Genomic DNA, 21062 nt, shown 5'->3' on the forward strand with positions numbered 1-21062 from the left:
GATGCCTATATTCGCTGGTATAACGAAAAGCGGATTAAAATGTCTCTCGGCTATCTCAGCCCGATCGAGTACCGAGAGAGTCTAGGTTTAACAACGTAAATCAGTCCAAGAAATTGTCCGCACCCCCTGTAAACGTAGTTTTGCGCAACGAATATTGACCAGGGAAATTAACCTATCCTTACTGTTTTTCTGTAAGGGAATTCAAGGTGATTACCATGGGAATGTATGCCAAAGTCCGTCGGTTATTCTATCGAGAACGACTATCTATCAGTGAAATCGCGAGGCAGACGAGTTTGTCGCGCAACACCATCAAGAAATGGCTCAAGGAAAGTGAAACTTGTGAGCCGAAGTACCACCGTCCCAAAGCGGTGAGTAAGATCACACCGTTTGAGTCAACAATTCAATTAGCGCTACAGACCGATAGCCACCGTCCTAAACGGGATCGACGTACCGCTCTGATGCTATTTAGAGAAATCCAGCAGGAAGGTTTTACCGGCAGCTATTCCGGTGTTAGGCGCTATATCAATAGTTGGCGCGATCAGGCCGCCAAAGTATCCGGTAAATCAGCCTTCGTCCCGCTCAAATTCCAACTAGGTGAAGCGTTTCAGTTCGATTGGAGTGAAGAGCTTCTAGTGATTGGAGGCATTCATCGCAAGCTGCTTGTTGCACATACCAAGCTTTGCGCTAGCCGAGCTTTTTGGTTAGTCGCCTATCCCACACAAAGTCATCAGATGCTATTCGATGGGCTCTGTCGCAATAAGGCCGAACTTGATAAAATGTCGCTATGAAATCACTGCCTGTTGGTGCGGCAAAAACACTGAGCTATTCGACAGCAAACAACAAATATACCAAGAAGGGTATCACCCAGATTCGGATCCTGTTAGCTTGAGCGCAAGGTATTGTTCCGACCATCGACCGAAGTATGTTGGCAGAAAAAATATTAATGCTAGATACCTATCAGCTCTTAACAACAACACGGATTTTGAAAAAGAACTATTACGCCTTGAATTGCAATGTAGTTCTATATCTGAAGCTAGGGCGCAATCAGGAGATCCAGATTTAGACCTTTTTTATTTACGAATAATTGCAGCCAAAGCGACCTTCGGAGACGAAGAATCTGTTCTGAAAAACTTAGCTAGAAATTTGATTGATAGACGTATTGATGATACGAAAAAACGTATTGTCATGTTGAGTGCAAAAGGCAAAACCCAAGAAGAGATCGCAAGTTTAGTTGGAATGAACAGCCGTCAGACGGTCAGTAAAGCGCTAGCATCAGTCCCTTCCGAGTATCGATTCGATCGCCCCAAAAAATCTGACCAGACGTCTAAAACTACAGCCAACCAACTATCAATCGAGCAGGTAACAAATGGGTTGGGGGAGCTTGTCGTTTCAGCGCTGAACGATCCCAATACCTACGAAGTTTACCTAAATTGCGATGGTAGTCTATGGGTAGAAATGGCCAAAAATGAAAGTCACAAAATCGGTACGATACCATCGGAACAGGCTGATAAATTGGTTCAGTGTATGGCGCGCAGCCAAAACATTGAGTTATCTGAAAAAAATCCTATCGTAAGCGGAGACTTACCGATCAACGACGCACGTTTCACCGTGATGCTTCCTCCAGTCGTTAAAAATCCAAGCTTTTGCATTCGAAAACGTCGGAGTTAAAAACCACGTTTCAGTCGTGGAGAGACACCTCAGCCAGGTTTCTTAATCTTATCCATCCGATCAACTAGATCTTCTGCTTTCAGATGGGTATAGCGCCTCAACATTTGCATTGATTTATGCCCGCTGATTGCGGCAACTTCTTGATCACTGAATAGGCCTGATTCAACAAAGCGGCTCACCGCTTCATGCCGAAGATCATGAAATCTGAAATCTTCAATGCCTACATCCTTTTTTATGTTTGACCAAACTTTATTGAAATTGTACGGCCTGCGTTTTTTATCCCTACCAGGCTCACCGAAAAAAATTAAATCGGTATCAATCGGACGAACTGGATTTGCAAGAGCAAGCTTAAAGCAGTTGGCTGCGGCCGCTGACAGTGGAACTGTGCGAGATGAAGAATTTTTTGTATCGTCTAGCCGCACAATTCGCCGATCCAGCAAGACCTGTGAACGACGTAACGATGAGATCTCAGTTGAACGCATCGACGTTTCCACCGCAATGCATACGATCCATCCCAACATCGGATTGGAATGACTTTTTACCGCCGCCATTAACCGATTCTCCTCTTCGGGATTCAGACGTCTATTTCGCCCCGCACCGGGCGAAGGACGCCTGATATTTAGAATTGGATTCATGGTGAGCCCAAGACCCCATTCCTTCACCGCGATCGCAAATATGTGTCCGATTAAAGCCAAATCCAGTCGAACTGTATTCGGCATTCTTGGCTGTGGCTTACCATCTTTTAATCGATCTGATCCAGCCAGGCGTTCGTCGCGGAACTTGGAAATAAGTTCAGGTGTGATCGCTGCCAGCGAATATTTTCCAAAATACTTGAGCAGAATGACTGAACGATTTCGTTCAGTCTTTTGTGTCGATGCTTTTTTTAAGGGAGTCACTTCTGAAAGATAGCGCTTCATTGCAAACTCAAAAGTCATTCGCTCCGATGGCTTGCGGTTTATAAAAACACCGCGAACCATTTCATCTTCAGTTTCTCGCGCCCAATCAGATGCATCTTTTTTAGTCCGGAATGTTTTAACGGTAAGCGGCCAACCGGTCATGCGAATAATAGCTTTCCAAGTGCCAGAAGGTCTTTTAACGAACGTTGCCATAGTTGTTTCCAAACTGAGTAATGTTGCTCACTGTACCCGAAATTGTACCCAGACCGCCAACAAAAATAAAAAAAGGACTTAGGTGTAAACCTAAGTCCTTGTTTTATAAACTCTATTCTGGTGGGCCTCCCGTGAGTCGAACACGGTACCAACGGATTATGAGTCCGCTGCTCTAACCAACATGAGCTAGAGGCCCTACTTTGCAAAACGGTTATTTTTACCGGTCAAAACGTCGCCCAAAAGCGAGGTAAAAAAAGGCCAATAACTGCCGCAAAACGGCAGCTATTGTAACCGATTAATTACCTTCTAGGAAGCTCTTGAGCTTGTCTGAACGCGAGGGATGACGCAGCTTACGCAGCGCTTTTGCTTCTATTTGACGGATACGCTCACGGGTTACGTCGAACTGTTTACCGACCTCTTCCAAGGTGTGATCGGTGGACATTTCAACGCCGAAACGCATGCGCAATACTTTGGCTTCGCGTGGTGTTAGCGAGTCCAAAACATCTTTGACTACGTTACGCATGGACGCATGCAATGCCGCATCAGCCGGAGCTAGCGTGTTGTTGTCTTCGATGAAGTCGCCCAAATGGGAATCGTCATCGTCACCGATTGGCGTTTCCATTGAGATCGGCTCTTTGGCAATCTTCATGATTTTGCGGATTTTATCTTCCGGCATTTCCATCTTGATTGCCAACGTTGCTGGATCAGGTTCAACGCCAGTTTCTTGCAAAATCTGACGCGAAATACGATTCATCTTATTGATCGTTTCAATCATGTGCACTGGAATACGAATAGTGCGTGCTTGATCGGCGATCGAACGGGTAATCGCTTGGCGTATCCACCAAGTTGCGTAAGTCGAGAATTTATAGCCGCGACGATATTCGAACTTATCTACCGCTTTCATCAAACCGATATTACCTTCCTGGATCAGATCCAAGAATTGCAAACCACGATTGGTGTATTTTTTGGCGATAGAAATTACCAGACGCAAGTTAGCCTCGGTCATTTCACGTTTTGCACGGCGCGCCTTCATTTCACCGGCGGACATTTTTTTGTTAATGCCGCGCAGATCAGCCAACGGCAATACGACGCGCGATTGCAGGTCGATCAATTTTTGCTGCAATTGCTGAACTGATGGAACGTTACGTCCCAAAATTGCGCTGTACGAATGACCGGCATTTACTTCGCCTTCAACCCAATTTAAGTTGACTTCGTTACCTGGGAATACTTTAATGAAATGCGCGCGCGGCATGCCGCAGCGATTCACGACCACGTCAAGAATTTGCTTTTCAATGTGGCGCACTTCATCCACTTGTCCGCGCAAAGTGTCGCATAATTTTTCGACGACTTTGGCAGTGAAACGCATCCCTAACAATTCGTGCGAAATGATTTCTTGCGCTTTGACGTAAGGCTTGGAATTGAAGCCTTCTTTTTCAAATGCTTTACGCATTTTTTCGAATTGGGTCGCAATGGTGGCGAATTTTGCCAAGGCATCACGCTTCAATTGTTCTAACTGTTCAGCGGAATAACCAGCAGCACCGGCAGCATTGCCTGCTGCGTCGTCTTCTTCGTCTTCCTCTTCTTCGTCTTCTTCGTCCTCTTCATCGTCGTCGCTAGTGGCGGCGACGATAACTACTGGCACGTCTTCGGCGTTAAGATCTACCAAGCCATCGACGATTTCATCGATCTTGATTTCATCATTGGCGATGCGATCCGCTGCTAACAGGATTTCTGCGATTGTCGTTGGACAAGCGGAAATCGCTTGAATCATGTCTTTCAGACCTTCTTCGATTTTCTTCGCGATGACGATTTCGCCTTCGCGAGTCAGCAACTCAACCGAACCCATTTCGCGCATGTACATACGCACTGGATCGGTGGTGCGACCGAAGTCGGAATCGACCGTCGATAAGGCGGCTTCAGCGGCGGCTTCAGCGTCATCATCGTCGCTAGTTACTTGAACGACGTTATCCGACAAGAGCAATGTTTCAGCGTCAGGAGCTTGCTCATAGACGGCAATACCCATGTCGTTGAAGGTGCCGATAATGCCTTCGATCGCTTCTGGATCGACGATGTTTTCAGGCAGATGATCGTTGATCTCGGCGTAGGTTAAATAGCCGCGATCTTTACCCATCTTGATGAGGGCTTTAAGCTTTTGACGACGACGTTCTAATTCTTCTTCAGTCGCTTCTGTGTCAGCCGAAAACGCATCTTTCAACAATGCTTTTTCTTTAGCTTTACGGTCTTTGGCTTTGGCTTTATCAACCGCTTTTAACTCAGCACGCTCAACCGCGTTTAAGGCGGCGATTTCTTCGTTCTCAGGTTGATATTCTTTGGGCTTACGGCCACGACGACCAGGCACTTTCACGCCGGGCAAAATATAGCCGGACGTGTCAATAGCCGCTAAAACGGCAGCGTCGGTGGTTTGGTTAACTACAGGCGCAGAAGTGCTTGCGCGTACATCGGTAGTTTCTGGTGCTTTTTCAGCTTTAGCTGAAGTCTTAGTAGGCTTAGTCACTGTCTTTGAATCACTTTTTAACACTGCTTCTTTAACTTGCACGCTAGCTGATACTGGCGTGTTCTGCTTAGAACTGGCGGTGGCTTTGGGAGTTGTTACCGTAGTCACTTTTGGTTCTGCTTTTTTTGCTACCTCGACTGTTTTTTTAACTGTCGCTGTTGCGCTTACTTTGCTTGCCGCTTTGGCTGATCTGGTTGTTGCTGTGTTCGGTGCTGCTTTGGTTGGCACACTATTTTTGCTCGGTGCTTTTCCGCTCGCGCTCGTCGTTGTCTTAACAGCCGCTGTTGATTTTTTCGTTGGCTGCTCAGTCGCTTTGGCGCTTTGTTTTACGCTTAAATTAGTAACCGCTTTTTTAACTACTGCAGTCGATTTCTTTGCTACTGGTTTTGTTGCTGGCTTGGTTGCTGGCTTAGCTGCAGCTTTCGGTAAAGCCGGCTTTGCTACCGCGCGTGTTGCTGTCTTTGCAGGCGCAACAGCGACCGTCTTTTTTGCAGAAGATCTTGGATTCAGATTAGCAGCTTTTTTTTCTGTTGCACTGGATTTTGCTAAAATCTTGCTTGCTTTGGAATCTACTGGGGGTTTTGCGGGTTTCTTCATGCTTTAGCCATTGAATCAAAATCAAGGGTTACTCGAAAGAGCGTTATGCTCACTGAATTTATACACCGTTCTAAACAACAACCTTCCAACTGCTTCACAACTGTTTCACCAACAAACAACCAACTTCAACTGCTTAATTTAAAGTCTTGTATCTAGCCAAGCGATTGATTTAACGTGATTTTTTATTCAATCTCTTGCTAAAAAATAAAAGCCCATCCAAAAACATAAGCCTAACATTATAGCACCAAAGAGCGTATTTCTCTAGATTGGGCGATATGCGATTAGCGCAATGCTATTTCTTCACTATTTTGACGATTTAATTCGTCGAGTTGTTTTTTTAATTCGTAATAGCGTAATTTGTCCGCTTCGCCTTGCAATCCGCGATTGGCCAACTCCGCCTGGGCGGCTTTAATTTGTTGAATTTTTATATTGCGAATTGCGCCACCCAACTCTTGACGATGCAGATCAATATCGGTTTCGCTTTGGCCTGCGATTTCTACAATCAATTCATCAAAATCTGAATTCAAACTGCGTAGATGATCAGATAAGGCGGCGAATTGAGCATGCTTACCGAGCGACTGCGCCGCCTGCACCAAATTAGTCAGCATTTGAGCGCCATCCGGCGAGGTTTCCAATAACGCATCTAAAACGGATTGATCCATCAGTTCAGCCAGTGGCGGATGCGCCAAAATAATGCGAATCATCTGCCGCTCCAAACCCATGGGAGGACTGCGCTTAACCCGCGGCGGCGCGACACGAACGCGAGCCACTGGCTGAGCCAACTCAAACATGTTTTCAATTTCCATCGGCGTTGTTTGGGTTAGCTGCGCTAAGCCACGCACGATTTGCAGGCGTAAGCTCGATGGCTGCATCGCTTGCAGCGCTGATTTAGCTTCAAATTGCGTATGAGCGCGCCCTTCCAACGTAGTCAAATCATTATCTTGGCTGCACAATTTCAATAAGAACTGCGACAGCGGCATTGCGTCCTGCACTTCTTTTTGAAAGGCTTCAGCGCCAAATTCGCGAATATAACTATCTGGATCGTGCTCAGTGGGCAAAAATAAAAACTTAATCGTCTTACTGTCGTCCACCAGCGGCATGCAAGCATCTAAGGCACGACGCGCTGCGCGCCGACCAGCGGAATCACCATCAAAACTAAAAATAACTTGATCTGTTTGACGTAGTAATTTTTGCACATGGGTTGGAGTACATGCTGTCCCCAAGGTCGCCACTGACTGCGGAAAACCCATTTGCGCCAAGGCGACCACATCCATGTAGCCTTCGGTCACTAACACATAACCGGCATCTCGAATCGCTTGGCGCGCTTCAAACAGACCATACAACTCGTAGCCTTTTTGGAACAGTGGCGTTTCAGGTGAATTCAAATACTTCGGCTCGCCCACGCCCATCACGCGTCCACCAAAACCAATGACTTGGCCTTTGGTATTGCGAATCGGGAACATTACGCGCTCACGGAAGCGGTCATACCGTTTATGGCGACCGCCATCCTCACCTTCTTTATCGATGACCAAACCGGATTCCGCCAAAGCTGGCGCATCGTAATCCGGGAACTCTTGCCGCAAATTATCCCAACCTTCGGGCGCATAACCTAAGCCAAATTTGGCAGCAATTTCACCGCTTAAGCCGCGCCCTTGCAAATATTTTTTTGCGCCTTCAGCAGTCTTTAATTGACGTCGATAATAGTCGCACGCGCGCGTCATTGCTTCGCTTAGGGCCAACGTTTTAGCCTGCATTTGAGCACGTTGCATCGGCGGCATCGTGTCATCTTCAGGCACAATCATGCCGTTGTTTTGCGCTAGATCTTTAATCGCCTCGACATAGCTCATGCCGGAATATTCCATCAAAAAACCAATCGCCGTACCGTGCGCGCCGCAGCCAAAACAGTGATAGAACTGCTTGGTTGGGCTGACCGTAAAACTAGGTGATTTTTCGTTATGGAACGGGCACAAGCCCATGTAATTTGCGCCGCCTTTTTTGAGCTGGACGTAACGACCCACCACGTCAACGATATCGACGCGGGCAATTAAATCAGCGATAAAGGATTGTGGAATCACGGAATCAACCTACTGAGTAAATCAGATGGCGTGATTTATTTAGCCAACGCCGCCTTAACCAAACCAGACACGACTGTCATGTCAGCGCGACCAGCTAATTTTGCTTTGACAATCGCCATTACTTTACCCATGTCTTGCGGGCCAGTTGGATTAACTTCGGCCACAGCGGCGGCAACTTCTGCTGCAATTTCTGCTTCAGATAACGCGGCGGGCATGTAGGCGGATAAAACGACTAATTCTGCTTTTTCGATATCCGCCAAATCTTGACGTCCACCGGCTTCAAATTGTGAAATCGAATCTTTGCGCTGCTTAATCATTTTCTCAATAATCGCCAACACCAATGTGTCGGTTAGCTCAATGCGCTCATCGACTTCTTTTTGCTTCATCGCGGCAGTAATCAATCGAATAGTTCCGAGCTTAGCGGCGTCTTTGGCACGCATCGCGTTTTTCATGTCTTCGGTGATTTGTTCTTTCAAACTCATGATCTGCTCCTGATAATTGGCGAGGAAATATTGGCTAGTAGATAAATGACAAAACCCGCCGCGGAAAAACCGGAGCGGGCATGTTAGCTAGAATTAGAATGCAAGCAACAATAAGCTGATTACAAATAATTGTTACTAAATTTAGTGTGCTGAATTACCGCAATTACTACCAGTTAATTTGCGCTCTAGTTACCAACTATGGCGAAACAAGCGCAAATAAATGCAACTGATTAGTACATTTTTTTCGGCAATTGCTGGCTACGAATACGTTTGTAGTGACGTTTAACTGCAGCAGCTAATTTGCGTTTACGTTCTGCCGTTGGCTTTTCGTAAAATTCGCGTGCGCGCAATTCTGTCAATAGACCGGTTTTTTCAATGGTGCGCTTGAAGCGACGCATTGCGACTTCGAACGGTTCGTTTTCTTTAAGGCGAATGGTGGTCATGTAAGCTCAAACCAAGAATTTATAGGAAGAACGAGATTCTATCAGACTAAGTTCAACATTGGAAGAACTTTGCATCAATTTTATGCAGGAATCCAACAAAGCAGTAGCATTGTTGCAGTAAACACTACACCGCTTGCCCTGCCGCCACCCCTGAAGCCCACGCCCACTGGAAATTGTAACCGCCCAGCCAGCCCGTGACATCGATCGCTTCTCCGATGAAATACAAACCCGGCACCTTGTTGACCATCATGGTTTGCTGAGAAAGTGCTTTAGTATCAACTCCACCGCGCGTCACTTCGGCTTTGCGATAACCCTCGGAACCGTTGGGCGTAATTTTCCAGTTATTAATGGAGTCACCCAAGGCGCGCAAGGCTTTGTCTTGCATGTCCGCGATACGTTGATCGGCCTTGTAAGCGCCGACTTCAAGCCAACCTTCGGCCAAACGACTCGGTAAATAGTGGGCAAGTACGTTGCCTAGGTTCTTTTTGCTGGTGGACTTTTCATGGATGAGTTGCTCTGCCAGCTCGACTTCTGGCAGTAAATTAATCGTAATCGGCTCGCCTTCTTTCCAATAGCTCGAAATTTGCAAAACACCTGGGCCAGACAAGCCGCGATGGGTGAATAACAAATCCTCGCGAAAATAACCGCGCTGCTTTTTGGTGCCAGTTTCGATTTCTACTTCAAGGGCAATTCCCGCCAAGGGAACGAAAGCTTGCCAACTCGTTGCGTCAAACGTAAGTGGCACCAAAGCTGGTGTTGGCGCAATCATGGGAATATCAAATTGCTGAGCAATGCGATAGGCAAAATCGGTTGCGCCGATTTTTGGAATAGATAATCCACCCGTCGCAATGACCACGCTGGCTGCGCGAATTTCACCTTGATCGGTGTGAATGACGAAGTGGTCGATGCTTTTTGACAGCGAAGTGACTTTACAAGGCATATTGATTTCAACGCCGCCGACTTCGCATTCCGACTTCAACATACTGATAATTTGTTCCGCCGAATGGTCGCAAAATAATTGGCCCTTATGCTTCTCGTGATAGGCAATCCCATAGCGCTTAATCAAACTCAAAAAATCTTGCGGTGTGTAACGAGCTAAAGCGCTTTTACAAAAATGCGGATTCTCAGACAAATAGTTTTGCGGAGTGGTGTGCAAATTAGTGAAGTTGCAGCGCCCGCCGCCAGATATACGGATTTTTTCTGCTAACACGCTTGCGTGATCGATCAGCATGACGCTTTTACCGCGCTGCCCTGCTACTGCGGCGCACATCAAGCCGGCTGCACCTGCGCCGATAACGATTACATCAACTTGTTTGACCACTGGGGATACCTTTTTTAGTTTGTCTTCTGATTGGCTTGCTGATTTAAGTGCCGTGCGATAGTTAAGTTAGGGTGAAAATTAAGCCACCTGCTTCATCCGTTTGGCTACGGACAAGCAATGCTCAACTTGCTGGGCAATATTATCTGGAACTGGTTTTTCGCCATCCAATACACTGCGTATCCACTCTGCCGTTCCCTGCGCATCGGGAGGAATACCCAAATCCAAATCAGTGCCGATTTGCGCTTCGACCAAAACTTGTTTTTGACCAGCGTGAAACCAATCAATTTGCTGGACTTTTTTGATACTGGCGACCGTCTCACCTTCGGTGCCACGCATCAGAAAAACATCGCCCCGCTCCTGCGCCGCAGCGCTGACAAAATACTCGGACAACATGGATAAATATTCGGGATGCGTGTAGGACGTTAAGCGCAAGGCCGGCTGTTTGAAGGGCTGCATGATTTTAACTAAGGTATGCGTTGAATTGCGCAGACCCAAAATTTTTCGTAATGCCAGCAATTTCTCTAAACGCGGCGCGAGTATTTCAATCGGAACAAAGACCGGGCGGTTATGCGACGCCACTTCGGCTAAGTCGCGTTCTGCGTGGGCAACCGAGCTGCTGGGCAGAATTTTCATCGATCCTAAAATCTCAGCGGTGGTCACGCGTCCAGCGTCGGTTTGCACACCGTGTGCTAGCACTGGCGCACCGGCGCGTGCCAATAACAAAGCTAGTAGCGGCGTTAAATTGGCCGCACGGCGCGCGCCGTTATAAGTTGGAATCACAATCGGCGCATAGATCGAATCGGGCGCGTTGATAGACTCAAATGACGCCTCAGCCGCCTGCAAAAATCCGGTAATTTCATCGACCGATTCACCTTTAATCCGCATGGACAACAAGATCGCGCCCATTTCCAGATCACTGACTCGTCCCGCCAACATGGCAGCAAATAAATCGTGCGCGTCGGCGCGTGATAGACTTCGGGCGCCTTTGACACCGCGGCCAATTTCTTTGATAAATGGTGCTGCTATAAATGGGTCCATCGGGAATTTCGTCACAATAAAGTTTACACAGGGAAATATATTTAGCTGCAAGAAAACGGTCCGTTTCTCGCGCTGTCAACAGAAACAGCTTCGAAACGTTAGTACATCACAGCGTATAGTTCATTTCATTTACACTATCTTACAGCTTAAACATTTTTACGATACCGACCGACTTGGTATTTAGCAATAATTCGCACACTATTTTTTGATTGGAATTAGCATGGAAACGAACGACACTAAACCGAAGATTCACCCTCTGGCAGCAACTGCAGCAGTCGCTTTGATTCTGTTGAGTTTAACCGGCATCGCCGCAATGACAGGAATTTTGCCAAATTTCAGCAAACCTGCTGCAACCGACCCAGCCACCACTACGCCAACCAACGAATCCATTGCGGCTGCGGCGAGCGCTTCGTTGCCAGAAGCGCAGAAAACTGAAGCAGCGGCCAATGAAGCAAGGGAACCAGCGCGCGAAAGAACGACTTCGCGCAACAATAAAAACAAATCCGAACCTACCTACAACGCACCTAACTACAACCAAGTCAGTCAAGCAAACAATGCACCTGTTCAACCTGCTCCTGTAGCACCACCACCTTGCTACAGCTGCGGCGTCGTGGAATCAGTCAGGACTCTGCAAGAACAGCAACCGACTAGCGGCCTAGGTGCTGCAGCTGGCGCATTGTTGGGCGGCGTTCTTGGTCACCAAGTTGGTGGCGGCAATGGTAAAACATTAGCTACTGTTGCAGGCGCGGTTGGCGGCGGATTAGCGGGTAATGCGGTTGAAAAAAACACCCACACTGCAACGTCGTATGAAGTTATCGTGCGCATGGAAGACGGCAGCAAACAACGTTTTGTCATGAAAGAACAGCGCTTTAGAAACGGTGATTTGGTGCGCGTTGATAACGGCAACTTATCCATCCGCGACCAATAACCATCGCTGTATTCCCAATAAAAAACCTGCCAACTATCGGCAGGTTTTTTTATGTCGATCTACTTTAGCAGCACCCGCTATTGTTCTGACTCCATCCATTCCTTCAAACCGTTAACCCAATATGGCGCTGGCAATTTTGTCGCCGAACGAATCGCGGCAGCACGTTCGTACAACTCATCAAAATCAATCGACGGAGCTGACTTAAACGCCAACGCCACCACGTTAGCATCATGCACTTCGGGTAGCCAAACTACCGCGTCAAATGCGGCTTGCATGGCTTGCAAATTAGCTGCATAGGCGGCGCTGTGTTTGTCACCATCGCAAAACAAGTTCACCGTCATCATGCCATTGGCGCTTAAGCATTTCGCACAGGCCTGATAAAACTCAACACCGCCCAGCGCTGGTTCTGCGGCTTGGGCGTCGTACAAATCCACTTGCAAGACATCGAGCGTCGCGTGATTTGCGCGATCCAATACGAATTCCAAGGCATTCATCGCCAGCACTTTTAAGCGCGCATCGTTGTCGGGCAATTTAAATTTTTCGCGGCAAACATCGATCACTTGGGGATTCAATTCCACCGCCGTAATGTGCGCTTGTTCAAAATAACGATAACAAAATTTAGTCAATGCCGCGCAGCCCAAACCGAGTTGCCCGATTCGTGCAGGAGCGTCATTGAACAGCATCCACATCATCATTTGCTGGACATATTCCAACTCGATTTGATCTGGCATCGCTAAGCGCATAGCCCCTTGCAAAGCCATGTCCGCATCGGCTTCCCGCTCAAAATACAAAGAGCGGATACCTTGACTATCTAAGACGATCGGACGGGGATGATAGACGACAGTAGCTGGAGCTTTTAGCGGCATTCTTGCTCAACAAAAAAGGGGATTAATAAGGACAAAAGAATTTGCTCGCAAACGCAAAGTTAGCTTGGCAACTGGTTAAATTGGGCGCGCAGTATAACACGCGATCCGCCCAACTACGTCGCCGTGGTGGGGCACGGAGCGGCCAGTCAAGCCACCGGAACCGCCAACGTCTTGTAGTAGTAACAGGTCGCCGTCAACTGCCCATCAGGACGTCCGGCATATTGCGGAATTTCACCCACGCGCACCCAAGCCCAATGCTGATATATTTTCTCGGCGAGTGACCCAGCTTCGGTATCCAAGACCAATAAAGAACGTTTTTGCTCAATCGCGAACGCTTCTAACTCGGTTAATAATCGCGACGAAATCCCGTGGCCGCGATAATCAGAATGCACAAACAACTTTTGCACATCCGCCCGATGCCGCCCATTGGCTTTCATACAAAGCGCCAATTGAACCGAACCAACAACTTGCCCATCCACTTCCGCAACCCAAAGCACTAAATCAGACTGAAGGCTTTCGAAGACGCCGGTCCAATATGCCATCGCTTGAGCATCCGACAAAGGCGACAAAAAACCAACCGATGCACCTTGATGCACCGCATTTTGCAGCAGACGCACCAATTGAATCAAAACCAATTGGTCGGCTTCTTGGTTAGTCTTAATTTGTCGAATCGTTATCATTGGCAGCTCTCCTAGTTAAGTGGTGTAACAATTATCAAGACGCAGAATGCCATCTTGACCATGCGAATTTGCTCAAACAAATAAGCAAGTTTGATACCAATCAGCTGCCAGGAAATGTATGCGCGGACAGACAAGAGCGCGAACACACAAACCAACTGTGCACGCTTCATTAATTTAAAGACAAACAAAAAACAGCCGCAAAACCAGGCTAAAAGACAATGCGCAGCTCAATGACAACTGCTGGCATCAAAAATGAACCACCAAGCTAGGCCACAGCGTTGACGTTATTACCTAAATTGGGTGGCAAATTTTGAGTTGAGGACGTTTGAGGAATCGCATCAATCAAGGTACTAATGCTTTGCTGATCAATGTTCATTGCTCTTTTTAATAGATCAACTTGAACATTTTGACTCACACCAGCATCAGCGATGCTGCTCGAGGTCGAACTGGCTATAGAAGTTAAATCCATGATATTTCTCCAGTAATACGTGTTCTGTTATCGGCCAAGCCCCGCTTAACTTTAATTTTTCGCCCCCATAAAGAGCAACTGTCAGACAATAAAGTGAGAAATTAACTTTCAAAATCCAGCAATTTATTGTTATAATCGCTGGCTTCGCAAGTTAGTAGCACGCGAATTAGGAGAGATGGATGAGTGGTTTAAGTCGCACGCCTGGAAAGCGTGTGTAGGTTCATAGCCTACCGGGGGTTCGAATCCCCCTTTCTCCGCCAGAATGCCGTTGAAACCCGCATAGCTTATAGCTTTGCGGGTTTTTTCTTTTTTCGTCCACAAACACCAATAATTTCAATAAAATCAACAAAAATACCAATAATCCCATTTGAAGTGTGACCAAAATGTGCCCGAATTTATTTCGGTTGATCTCGGTTGTTGTGGATTTGTGACCGTTTTGTGGCCAGCGCCACGCTTCAAATAATTGAGCATAAGTTGATTATGCAAACTATTTTTAGAAAATTGAAATACGATTTTGCCCAATGCATATTCACATTGATCCCGCCACCGATTGGCATGATCATGCTGCCACATATCCGCAGGCCAAAGCTGCCGGGCGTGCGCGTTTCAACGTTGCCACCTATTCTCATTTCAAAACCCCCATCGATCCGTAAATAAAGGTTCGATATTTGGCTTTAACTAAAATTGACTGGCAGGTATGGGTGTGTACAACAGACGATGGGTAAATGTCTGTCAATGCTCGCTTTGTGCCCTTTGGCGACGGTCGCGGCTCTAGAAAGCGGGCATTCAATTCACCTTTAATAGGGGTAATCAAAAAATTCCGACATTTCTAGTTCGCTTATTTCAATTGCCCAACTATCGACAAAAAAGGTCTTAACAATAACGAATGAACTCATCTCACTAACGCCTTACAGCATTGCGACATTGCAACGGCTGTTGATAAGCGATTGGATTGTTCGGGTCATAACCATCATTTAATGTGCACATAAAAGTAATCAAGTCTTGAATTTCTGCATTGGTCATTCGTCCACCAGCAATCGGAGTGAATGGATTGCGAACCTCCCGATTACCTTGATACATGACTGGCAAATCGTTGTACGGAATATCTGGCGTTCCTGAAGCAGTTAAATAAATTGATTGGGGCGACGCATCGCGATTGATATAGAAATTGATAACTTGACCCAAAGTTGAGTAAATCCCATTATGAAAATAGGCTCCTTTCATACTTACATTTCTCAGACCTGGAGTGCGGAAGGCACCACACAATGCGGCATCGCCCAGTGAATCTGTTCTAAATGGCCCACAAAATCCTAGGTCATAATAACTATGGTTGGGAGTGCCCAACGTACTTCCATTTAATAGTGAAGCCAATCCAAGATTGGTTAACAAAGCTTGTACTGCAGAGTCATTGTTGTATGGAAGGGAAAAATTTCTCGGTACTGCAAGAACACGATAACTTCCATCTGTAAAAAATGGCGAAGTTTGCACCGTGTGTAAGTTACTGAAAGGAGTGTGACAACCAAAACATCCGCCTTTATTGGAATTAAAAAATAACTGTTGCCCATTCGCTTCTTGCGCAGTAAAACTTGCTCTATTCGCTAGCACCTGATCATATTTGCTGTTGAATGGGAAGAAAGATGCCTCTTGGGATTCAAACGTACCTATCGCTGTGGCAATTTCACCCAACACAGTATCAGGATTACTGCTGGAACTTGTGCCTGGATAAACTGCATTAAAACGGGCAAAGGACGGACTATTAAGCAACTTAGTGAGGACCGCGCTACTATTTGCGTTAGCCATTTCGTGTGGTGCAAGGAGTGGCCCTGTTGGCTGTACAAAGACGTCTGATGCACGACCATCCCACATCAGTCCTCCGCGCGGTGTGCCTAGCTTTCCATTTGCACCATTATTTGCTGTACCAGCAGAGTTGGTGGCACTCAAAAATCTAAATGGTGTGTCAAGTGCAGCGTAAGTCACGCTCGGTGCTGAACGAAATCCGGCAGCGTTGCCTGACGTCCCGCCTAACTGAACAGCTAGGGAATTGGGCGCTTGAAAATATACCCCAGGTGAGTGACATGATGCACATGACTGTTGGCCATTCGCCGAAAGACTTTTATCAAAAAATAAGGCTTTCCCTAAGGCTCCTGTCGATGTCAGTGAAGTGGTTCCGATAACTGTCACCGACGTTGCGGCCGATAATCCAGAGATCGCAGAAACACTGATAGTGTCAGTACCCGTGCAACCAGTTGGCTGATAAACACCCCAAGCCAATCCATTTACAGAATTTGAAGTCGCAGTAATTGTAGCCGTGTTGGCTGATGCGCATGCAGAACTGAATGTCACTGGAATGGAGTGGTCGGTGAATAGAGTGCCATCTGCATTTGTCAAGGTCACGACGACAGTCGTCATTCCGTCCGACGCAATGCTGGCCAAAACTGGGCCAGCAACCATAGTGGTAGGAAGGCTGGAGGGATTTGGAGCAATCGCAGTTGCATTCACCGTTACAGAGTTAGATGCAGCACTCATCCCCTGAATATTGGTGGCTACTACGCTGCAGCTATAGGTAATCCCAGCAGCTAACCCTGTAACAGGAATTGGACTGGTCAATTCACTACCTGACAATGTCTTCGTGCCGTTCGAACAGGTCGCGGTATAGCTCGTGATTGGCGAACCCCCATTGGAATTGGGGGCGGAAAATCCAATAATCGCGCTCAGGTTACCTTGGGTTATGGATACGTTTTGTGGTGATGAAGGGACAGTTGATGCGCCTGGTGCAGTTGCGGAAGGAATCACGCTACCGTTTGCGGAAATAGGACTCGTTCCTTGACTGTTATTTGCGTAAACATTGCATGAGTAACTTGTACCGTTGGTCAGACCAGTCACGACGATCGGACTAGAAACGCCAGCTATTCGGAAAACTCCTTTAGTACCAGTACAAGTTGCTTCGTAGCCGACAATGGGATTAGCACCACTAGACGCAGGAGCTGTAAAGTTAACTGTTGCGCTGCTGTTGCCGGGGATAATATTGCCAATTGTAGGCGCTGAAGGCAGGCCCGAACTATTTGCCAGAATCGGGATAGTAACTGTGGTCGCCACAGAATTTGCGCTGGTTAACTCGCTGTTTGTAGCGCTGATCGTGCAAGAGTAGCTAATTCCTTGGCTCAATCCAGTAATAAAAATCGCCGTCGTAGGTGAAGTTGAAATGCCAAAATAATTGAATTGGCCGTCTGTGCAGGCACCGTTGTAAGAAATAATCTGAGAACTTCCTGCAGCGGCTGGTGCACTAAAGGTAATTGCCGCATCGAGAGTGCCGGGTGCAATAGAAATGATTTGTGGTACACCTGGCGCTGCTGGAGTACCTGGTGTTACCACTGGCGGTGAAGAAGTTCCAGTTCCAGTTCCAGTTCCAGTTCCAGTTCCAGTTCCAGTTCCAGTTCCAGTTCCAGTTCCAGTCCCAGTCCCAGTCCCAGTCCCAGTCCCAGTCCCAGTCCCAGTCCCAGTCCCAGTCCCAGTGCTGCTGGAAGGGCTATTTGAACCAGACGAACCCGACCCGCAGGCGACAAGTACCAAACATATTGAAAGCGAAAGGACGCTAAAGGTGTTTTTTAATTTGGTCATTGTTATGCTTTCCATTGTTAGATCTAAACTATTTCATTTAAGTACTACGTCGCCAGTCAAACTATTTGAGTTTTTTTGTAAAACAAACTTCAACTTCTAACCAGTGAATGCAAGTTAATTTAATAAAAATTATTGAATCAAGAACTCTGCTCGTTAAATTAAAATTAAAACGTCGTCAAACTATTTGCGCGGGACCAATTCATAACTGTATGCCACGCTGTTATCAACCTGACCAACCTTTTGATCAATCGGCAAAAACGACCGCACATACTCAACCTTTGCTTTTTCAGCCGTCACCGTGACGCGCAGTCGACCAGAGTTTGGCAATATTTTTCCCGACCTGTATGCCTCGGAGAAATTAAGCGTGTAATTAGGGTCTGCTGGTTGTGCAAGGGTTTGATATACGATTCCATCAAGCTGTTGATGGGCAAATACGTGATCATGTCCCTGGAAAAATGCCGTTACGCCATTTTGGGCAAACAACTGATGAATCGGAATGAGCCAATTAGGCCGATAATTGGCAAATAAATCGTTACCTTGTCGATCATGTCCACCCCATTCATAAAGGTTAGCCACCTCTATTCCACCTCGCCCGGTTCCTAAGACATGATGCGAAAAGACGAACTTATATTTTGACGTGCTGCCTTTGAGAGTTTTTTGTAACCAGTTATATTGTTCATCGCCCAATGTGATATTCCACATGTCTTCTTTGCCCCGGGATTTGTGATCGTCCCCTGACTTATTATTCTTGACTCGGCTACCGAGTTTATTGTCAACGGCTACGGAGGAATGCCAGTATGGATCAATCACCACAAACAGGGCATCGCCCCACGTCCAGCTGTAGTAGTCACGCAGTTTGCCAATGTAGGGAACGTCTTGTATATCGCCGCTATAGAATTGGTCTGGTACCGGTAACGGGAAGAGATGATTCCTGGTCGACTGCGCCCAAACGGCGACATTATTGGGGGTGCCGTCCAGATTAACAGCTGCAGCCTGTTCATGGTTTCCATTGACCATATAAATAGGTGAACGCCTGCCAACCAAAGCCAGATAAGGCCGCTGCAACAAATAGCGCTGCTCAACTGTTTGAGAATTAATCTCCTTAAGCGTATCAACACTAAAGTCATCACCTAAAGTGATATAAAAATCTGGCTCGTCAGCAGCAGCGGCGCGCAGCGTTTGAGCATATAGTGACGGGTCAAATTGTTGTGGTCGTTCAGGATGAGAATCACCTTGCATCTCAAAAATAAATTGGGAACCAGTAGAGCGAGCAGTGTGAAACGACTCAGTTGCCATTGTCTGGAACGAATGTTCTCCAACTGATCGGAATTTCAGATGATAGTAGCAACGCGAGTTCGCAGTTAGGCCCGTTATTTCTACATCACTGACTTCACCCGCGGACAGCTTTTTCAATTGACTGATATGATCTAAGTGCTCTGCGGAATATCCCCATTCCACTTGGACTTCCGCTGGAGCCTCGGTCAAAATGCTGGCAGTGACCGAATTCAGGGTCGGCCTTCCCAAGATGACGGATAAGCGCCGTAGCGCAGCTACATCGGCCGGGGCATTGTTTAGGGCTTGATCTCGGTCCGCACGGCCTCGCTTTTGTCCTTGCTTTAGTCCTTGATTTTGACGAGCTGAATCAGTTGAATCCAATTGCTGAGGTAAGTTTTGTGCAATGGCGTCCACTAAGATAACCAGTGACAATGTTGCTACCGCCAATTTCCAAAACACGGATTGATTTTTCAGTACATACCGGATTCTTGTTAGTATTTCCATGGAGCTAACCTATAAGATTCCAACACTTTGTTGTTAGATAGACCTGGGGATCCGTCTTTATTTAATTCAGACTGAATATAGCTAACCGTCAATGCTGACGGAGCAACGCTAATAAAAAGATGCCCGGATTCAGCTCGAATTACACCCGATTTATAGCCGCCAGCTTGAGCATTTTCCGGACTTGGTAAGCCTGGATGTGCAGGTTGGGGAACTTCCTGATAATCAATACCATCTAATTGCTGATGAGCATATAGATGATCGTGTCCGTGAAATACTGCAGTAACATGATTTTTAACCAGTAGCGCATGAATTGGCACATCCCATCCAGGGCGATGTTCGTGGAAACCATCAGATCCATCAGCATTTCCTCCTCCCCATTCGCCATATTGGACGGCTTCGATTCCTCCACGCCCTTGATCATTCAGCCCACCCGCGAGTTGATGAATAAAGATAAGTTTGTAAGCGGCTTTACTCTCCCCTAAAGTCTTTTCAAGCCAGTGATATTGATAATCACCCAACGATAATCTCCAACGTTCATCGGCTTTTCGTTTGGACGCATAGGAATAAGGATTTAATACAACAAATAAAACGTCACCCCAAGTCCAAGAATAGGAATCTTGATGATCACCGATCAGGTCGTCAGCCTGGCTACCAGCTGAATAGATGCCGGATGCATATGGGTTCGGAAAATAACGCTTACGCATATGGGCTGCCCATACCCCAAGGCTGTCGACGCCTTGCCTCATTTGTCGGGTTTCTTCACCATCATGATTTCCGAGAACTAAAAACAAAGGTACTTCGTTTCCAATTTGTCCGAAATATCCACGTTGTGCCAGGTATTGGTGCGCAGCCAATTCGCGACTTTCGTATTTTTCTGTCATGAAAGTATCACCAAGATCAATATGAAAATCGGGGTGTTCGGATTTAATGTTGGCTAGCGTTTTCTGATACAGCATGAGGTCACTGTTTTGATCAAGATGCGAATCCGCCGTCACCGAAAATTGAAAATTGCTGCGCTGCGTAGGTTGGGTAACAAAACGCCCTTGCATCAATACTGCCTTATCACCAACTTGAGTCACTTTGTAGTTGTACGCACTAGCAGGTCTTAAATTCTCAAGTGTGAATGTCAGTGGCTCGCCCTGCCTCAACTGCATTGGGTTACTGGTATTTACCCCCGACTGTCCTGTCTGCACATACTCGACCAACACAGTTTTGTTTCCATCATAGGACAGTAAGCTCATATCGATTGAGTTATTCGATGGACGACCCAGAATTACATCAAAAATTTTTTGATATGTGAACGGTGGCGGCTGATGCGGTGGACCGTTTTTTTTATGTGCCGACTGATTACCATCGATTTGTTCGGTGGCACCACGGTTACCATTTTCTTGCTGCGCGCTGGCGACAAAAAATGCTAAAACCAGAAAAAGGTAGGCAACTAAGCGTTTCATCATGTTAGTTCGACTTTGAACAT

20 protein-coding genes and 2 tRNA genes are annotated in these 21062 nt (G+C 46.8%); 7 read left to right on the plus strand and 15 right to left on the minus strand.

The window, feature by feature from the left end; all coding sequences use genetic code 11:
- The 3 genes from E2I14_RS07725 to E2I14_RS07735 form a co-directional block, all read left to right on the plus strand.
- On the plus strand, window positions 1–99 hold a 99-nt coding region (locus E2I14_RS07725), incomplete at its 5' end, for an IS3 family transposase (protein ID WP_133327162.1).
- A gap of 116 nt (window positions 100–215) precedes the next feature.
- Window positions 216–788 carry a transposase gene (locus tag E2I14_RS07730; protein ID WP_133327164.1) on the plus strand — a complete coding sequence of 191 codons (573 nt, stop codon included), beginning with the start codon at window positions 216–218 and terminating at the stop codon, window positions 786–788.
- Entirely contained in the window at window positions 769–1668 is a 900-nt protein-coding gene (locus tag E2I14_RS07735; RefSeq protein ID WP_165967786.1) for a P-loop NTPase family protein, read from the plus strand. Before E2I14_RS07730 ends, E2I14_RS07735 begins: the two co-directional genes overlap by 20 nt.
- A 29-nt stretch (window positions 1669–1697) precedes the next feature.
- Here the strand turns inward: E2I14_RS07735 and E2I14_RS07740 are convergent, their stop codons facing one another.
- The 3 genes from E2I14_RS07740 to rpoD form a co-directional block, all read right to left on the minus strand.
- Window positions 1698–2777: a site-specific integrase gene (locus E2I14_RS07740; RefSeq protein ID WP_133327168.1), complete on the minus strand. Its 1080-nt coding sequence runs from the start codon at window positions 2775–2777 to the stop codon at window positions 1698–1700.
- Window positions 2778–2895: 118 nt separating this feature from the next.
- Window positions 2896–2973 (minus strand) — tRNA-Ile (locus E2I14_RS07745).
- 99 nt (window positions 2974–3072) lie between these two features.
- Window positions 3073–5334: an RNA polymerase sigma factor RpoD gene (rpoD, locus tag E2I14_RS07750; RefSeq protein WP_406675703.1), complete on the minus strand. Its 2262-nt coding sequence runs from the start codon at window positions 5332–5334 to the stop codon at window positions 3073–3075.
- 37 nt (window positions 5335–5371) lie between these two features.
- On the opposite strand from rpoD, the gene E2I14_RS19480 reads away from it, so the two are divergent.
- Window positions 5372–5896 carry a hypothetical protein gene (locus tag E2I14_RS19480; protein ID WP_206105600.1) on the plus strand — a complete coding sequence of 175 codons (525 nt, stop codon included), beginning with the start codon at window positions 5372–5374 and terminating at the stop codon, window positions 5894–5896.
- Between the two features lie 274 nt (window positions 5897–6170).
- Here E2I14_RS19480 and dnaG read toward each other — a convergent pair whose 3' ends face one another.
- From dnaG to ybiB, 5 genes are all read right to left on the minus strand, one after another.
- Window positions 6171–7964, minus strand: a complete 1794-nt coding sequence (gene dnaG, locus E2I14_RS07760) for a DNA primase (protein ID WP_133327172.1) — start codon at window positions 7962–7964, stop codon at window positions 6171–6173.
- A gap of 35 nt (window positions 7965–7999) precedes the next feature.
- Window positions 8000–8446 carry a GatB/YqeY domain-containing protein gene (locus E2I14_RS07765; RefSeq protein WP_133327174.1) on the minus strand — a complete coding sequence of 149 codons (447 nt, stop codon included), beginning with the start codon at window positions 8444–8446 and terminating at the stop codon, window positions 8000–8002.
- 230 nt (window positions 8447–8676) lie between these two features.
- Window positions 8677–8889, minus strand: coding sequence for a 30S ribosomal protein S21 (rpsU, locus tag E2I14_RS07770; RefSeq protein WP_005877634.1), 213 nt, complete (start codon window positions 8887–8889; stop codon window positions 8677–8679).
- 124 nt (window positions 8890–9013) lie between these two features.
- Window positions 9014–10210 carry a BaiN/RdsA family NAD(P)/FAD-dependent oxidoreductase gene (locus tag E2I14_RS07775; protein WP_133327176.1) on the minus strand — a complete coding sequence of 399 codons (1197 nt, stop codon included), beginning with the start codon at window positions 10208–10210 and terminating at the stop codon, window positions 9014–9016.
- A 78-nt stretch (window positions 10211–10288) separates the two neighbouring features.
- Window positions 10289–11248, minus strand: a complete 960-nt coding sequence (gene ybiB, locus E2I14_RS07780) for a DNA-binding protein YbiB (RefSeq protein WP_133327178.1) — start codon at window positions 11246–11248, stop codon at window positions 10289–10291.
- A 220-nt stretch (window positions 11249–11468) separates the two neighbouring features.
- Between ybiB and E2I14_RS07785 the strand changes: the two genes are divergently transcribed.
- Window positions 11469–12176: a glycine zipper 2TM domain-containing protein gene (locus tag E2I14_RS07785; protein WP_133327180.1), complete on the plus strand. Its 708-nt coding sequence runs from the start codon at window positions 11469–11471 to the stop codon at window positions 12174–12176.
- Between the two features lie 77 nt (window positions 12177–12253).
- Here the strand turns inward: E2I14_RS07785 and E2I14_RS07790 are convergent, their stop codons facing one another.
- The 3 genes from E2I14_RS07790 to E2I14_RS07800 all read right to left on the minus strand — a co-directional run bounded on the left by E2I14_RS07790 (window position 12254) and on the right by E2I14_RS07800 (window position 14191).
- Complete coding sequence (locus tag E2I14_RS07790) at window positions 12254–13042, minus strand: spermine/spermidine synthase domain-containing protein (protein ID WP_133327182.1); 789 nt, start codon at window positions 13040–13042, stop codon at window positions 12254–12256.
- A gap of 146 nt (window positions 13043–13188) precedes the next feature.
- Window positions 13189–13722, minus strand: coding sequence for a GNAT family N-acetyltransferase (locus tag E2I14_RS07795; protein ID WP_133327184.1), 534 nt, complete (start codon window positions 13720–13722; stop codon window positions 13189–13191).
- A 265-nt stretch (window positions 13723–13987) separates the two neighbouring features.
- The gene (locus E2I14_RS07800; RefSeq protein WP_133327186.1) at window positions 13988–14191 is read right to left on the minus strand and encodes a YjfB family protein; all 204 of its coding nucleotides are present in this window, start codon (window positions 14189–14191) and stop codon (window positions 13988–13990) included.
- Window positions 14192–14360: 169 nt separating this feature from the next.
- Here E2I14_RS07800 and E2I14_RS07805 point away from each other — a divergent pair.
- Window positions 14361–14451: transfer RNA gene (locus E2I14_RS07805), tRNA-Ser, on the plus strand.
- A 261-nt stretch (window positions 14452–14712) separates the two neighbouring features.
- Complete coding sequence (locus tag E2I14_RS19820; protein WP_264757054.1) at window positions 14713–14844, plus strand: hypothetical protein; 132 nt, start codon at window positions 14713–14715, stop codon at window positions 14842–14844.
- A gap of 247 nt (window positions 14845–15091) precedes the next feature.
- On the opposite strand, the gene E2I14_RS07810 is transcribed toward E2I14_RS19820, so the two are convergent.
- The 4 genes from E2I14_RS07810 to E2I14_RS07820 form a co-directional block, all read right to left on the minus strand.
- Window positions 15092–17563 (minus strand): cytochrome c peroxidase, encoded by a 2472-nt coding sequence (locus E2I14_RS07810; RefSeq protein WP_133327188.1) that lies wholly within the window; start codon window positions 17561–17563, stop codon window positions 15092–15094.
- Complete coding sequence (locus E2I14_RS19285) at window positions 17557–17754, minus strand: hypothetical protein (RefSeq protein WP_165967788.1); 198 nt, start codon at window positions 17752–17754, stop codon at window positions 17557–17559. The genes E2I14_RS07810 and E2I14_RS19285 overlap by 7 nt, the downstream gene beginning before the upstream one ends.
- 235 nt (window positions 17755–17989) lie before the next feature.
- Window positions 17990–19588, minus strand: a complete 1599-nt coding sequence (locus tag E2I14_RS07815; RefSeq protein WP_133327190.1) for a metallophosphoesterase family protein — start codon at window positions 19586–19588, stop codon at window positions 17990–17992.
- Complete coding sequence (locus tag E2I14_RS07820; protein ID WP_133327191.1) at window positions 19576–21042, minus strand: metallophosphoesterase family protein; 1467 nt, start codon at window positions 21040–21042, stop codon at window positions 19576–19578. The genes E2I14_RS07815 and E2I14_RS07820 overlap by 13 nt, the downstream gene beginning before the upstream one ends.
- Between the last annotated feature and the right edge of the window lie 20 nt (window positions 21043–21062).

Origin of the sequence: Sapientia aquatica, from assembly GCF_004358105.1 — a bacterium.
Lineage (GTDB): Bacteria > Pseudomonadota > Gammaproteobacteria > Burkholderiales > Burkholderiaceae_D > Solimicrobium > Solimicrobium aquaticum.

Bases quoted from the DNA above. Each gene is read 5' to 3' on its own strand.
- E2I14_RS07785 (WP_133327180.1), top strand. From the start codon at position 11,469: ATGGAAACGAACGACACTAAACCGAAGATTCACCCTCTGGCAGCAACT.
- E2I14_RS07795 (WP_133327184.1), bottom strand. From the start codon at position 13,722: ATGATAACGATTCGACAAATTAAGACTAACCAAGAAGCCGACCAATTG.
- E2I14_RS19820 (WP_264757054.1), top strand. From the start codon at position 14,713: ATGCATATTCACATTGATCCCGCCACCGATTGGCATGATCATGCTGCC.
- rpsU (WP_005877634.1), bottom strand. From the start codon at position 8,889: ATGACCACCATTCGCCTTAAAGAAAACGAACCGTTCGAAGTCGCAATG.
- E2I14_RS07730 (WP_133327164.1), top strand. From the start codon at position 216: ATGGGAATGTATGCCAAAGTCCGTCGGTTATTCTATCGAGAACGACTA.
- E2I14_RS07740 (WP_133327168.1), bottom strand. From the start codon at position 2,777: ATGGCAACGTTCGTTAAAAGACCTTCTGGCACTTGGAAAGCTATTATT.
- E2I14_RS07800 (WP_133327186.1), bottom strand. From the start codon at position 14,191: ATGGATTTAACTTCTATAGCCAGTTCGACCTCGAGCAGCATCGCTGAT.
- E2I14_RS07815 (WP_133327190.1), bottom strand. From the start codon at position 19,588: ATGGAAATACTAACAAGAATCCGGTATGTACTGAAAAATCAATCCGTG.
- E2I14_RS07820 (WP_133327191.1), bottom strand. From the start codon at position 21,042: ATGATGAAACGCTTAGTTGCCTACCTTTTTCTGGTTTTAGCATTTTTT.
- ybiB (WP_133327178.1), bottom strand. From the start codon at position 11,248: ATGGACCCATTTATAGCAGCACCATTTATCAAAGAAATTGGCCGCGGT.
- E2I14_RS07765 (WP_133327174.1), bottom strand. From the start codon at position 8,446: ATGAGTTTGAAAGAACAAATCACCGAAGACATGAAAAACGCGATGCGT.
- E2I14_RS07790 (WP_133327182.1), bottom strand. From the start codon at position 13,042: ATGCCGCTAAAAGCTCCAGCTACTGTCGTCTATCATCCCCGTCCGATC.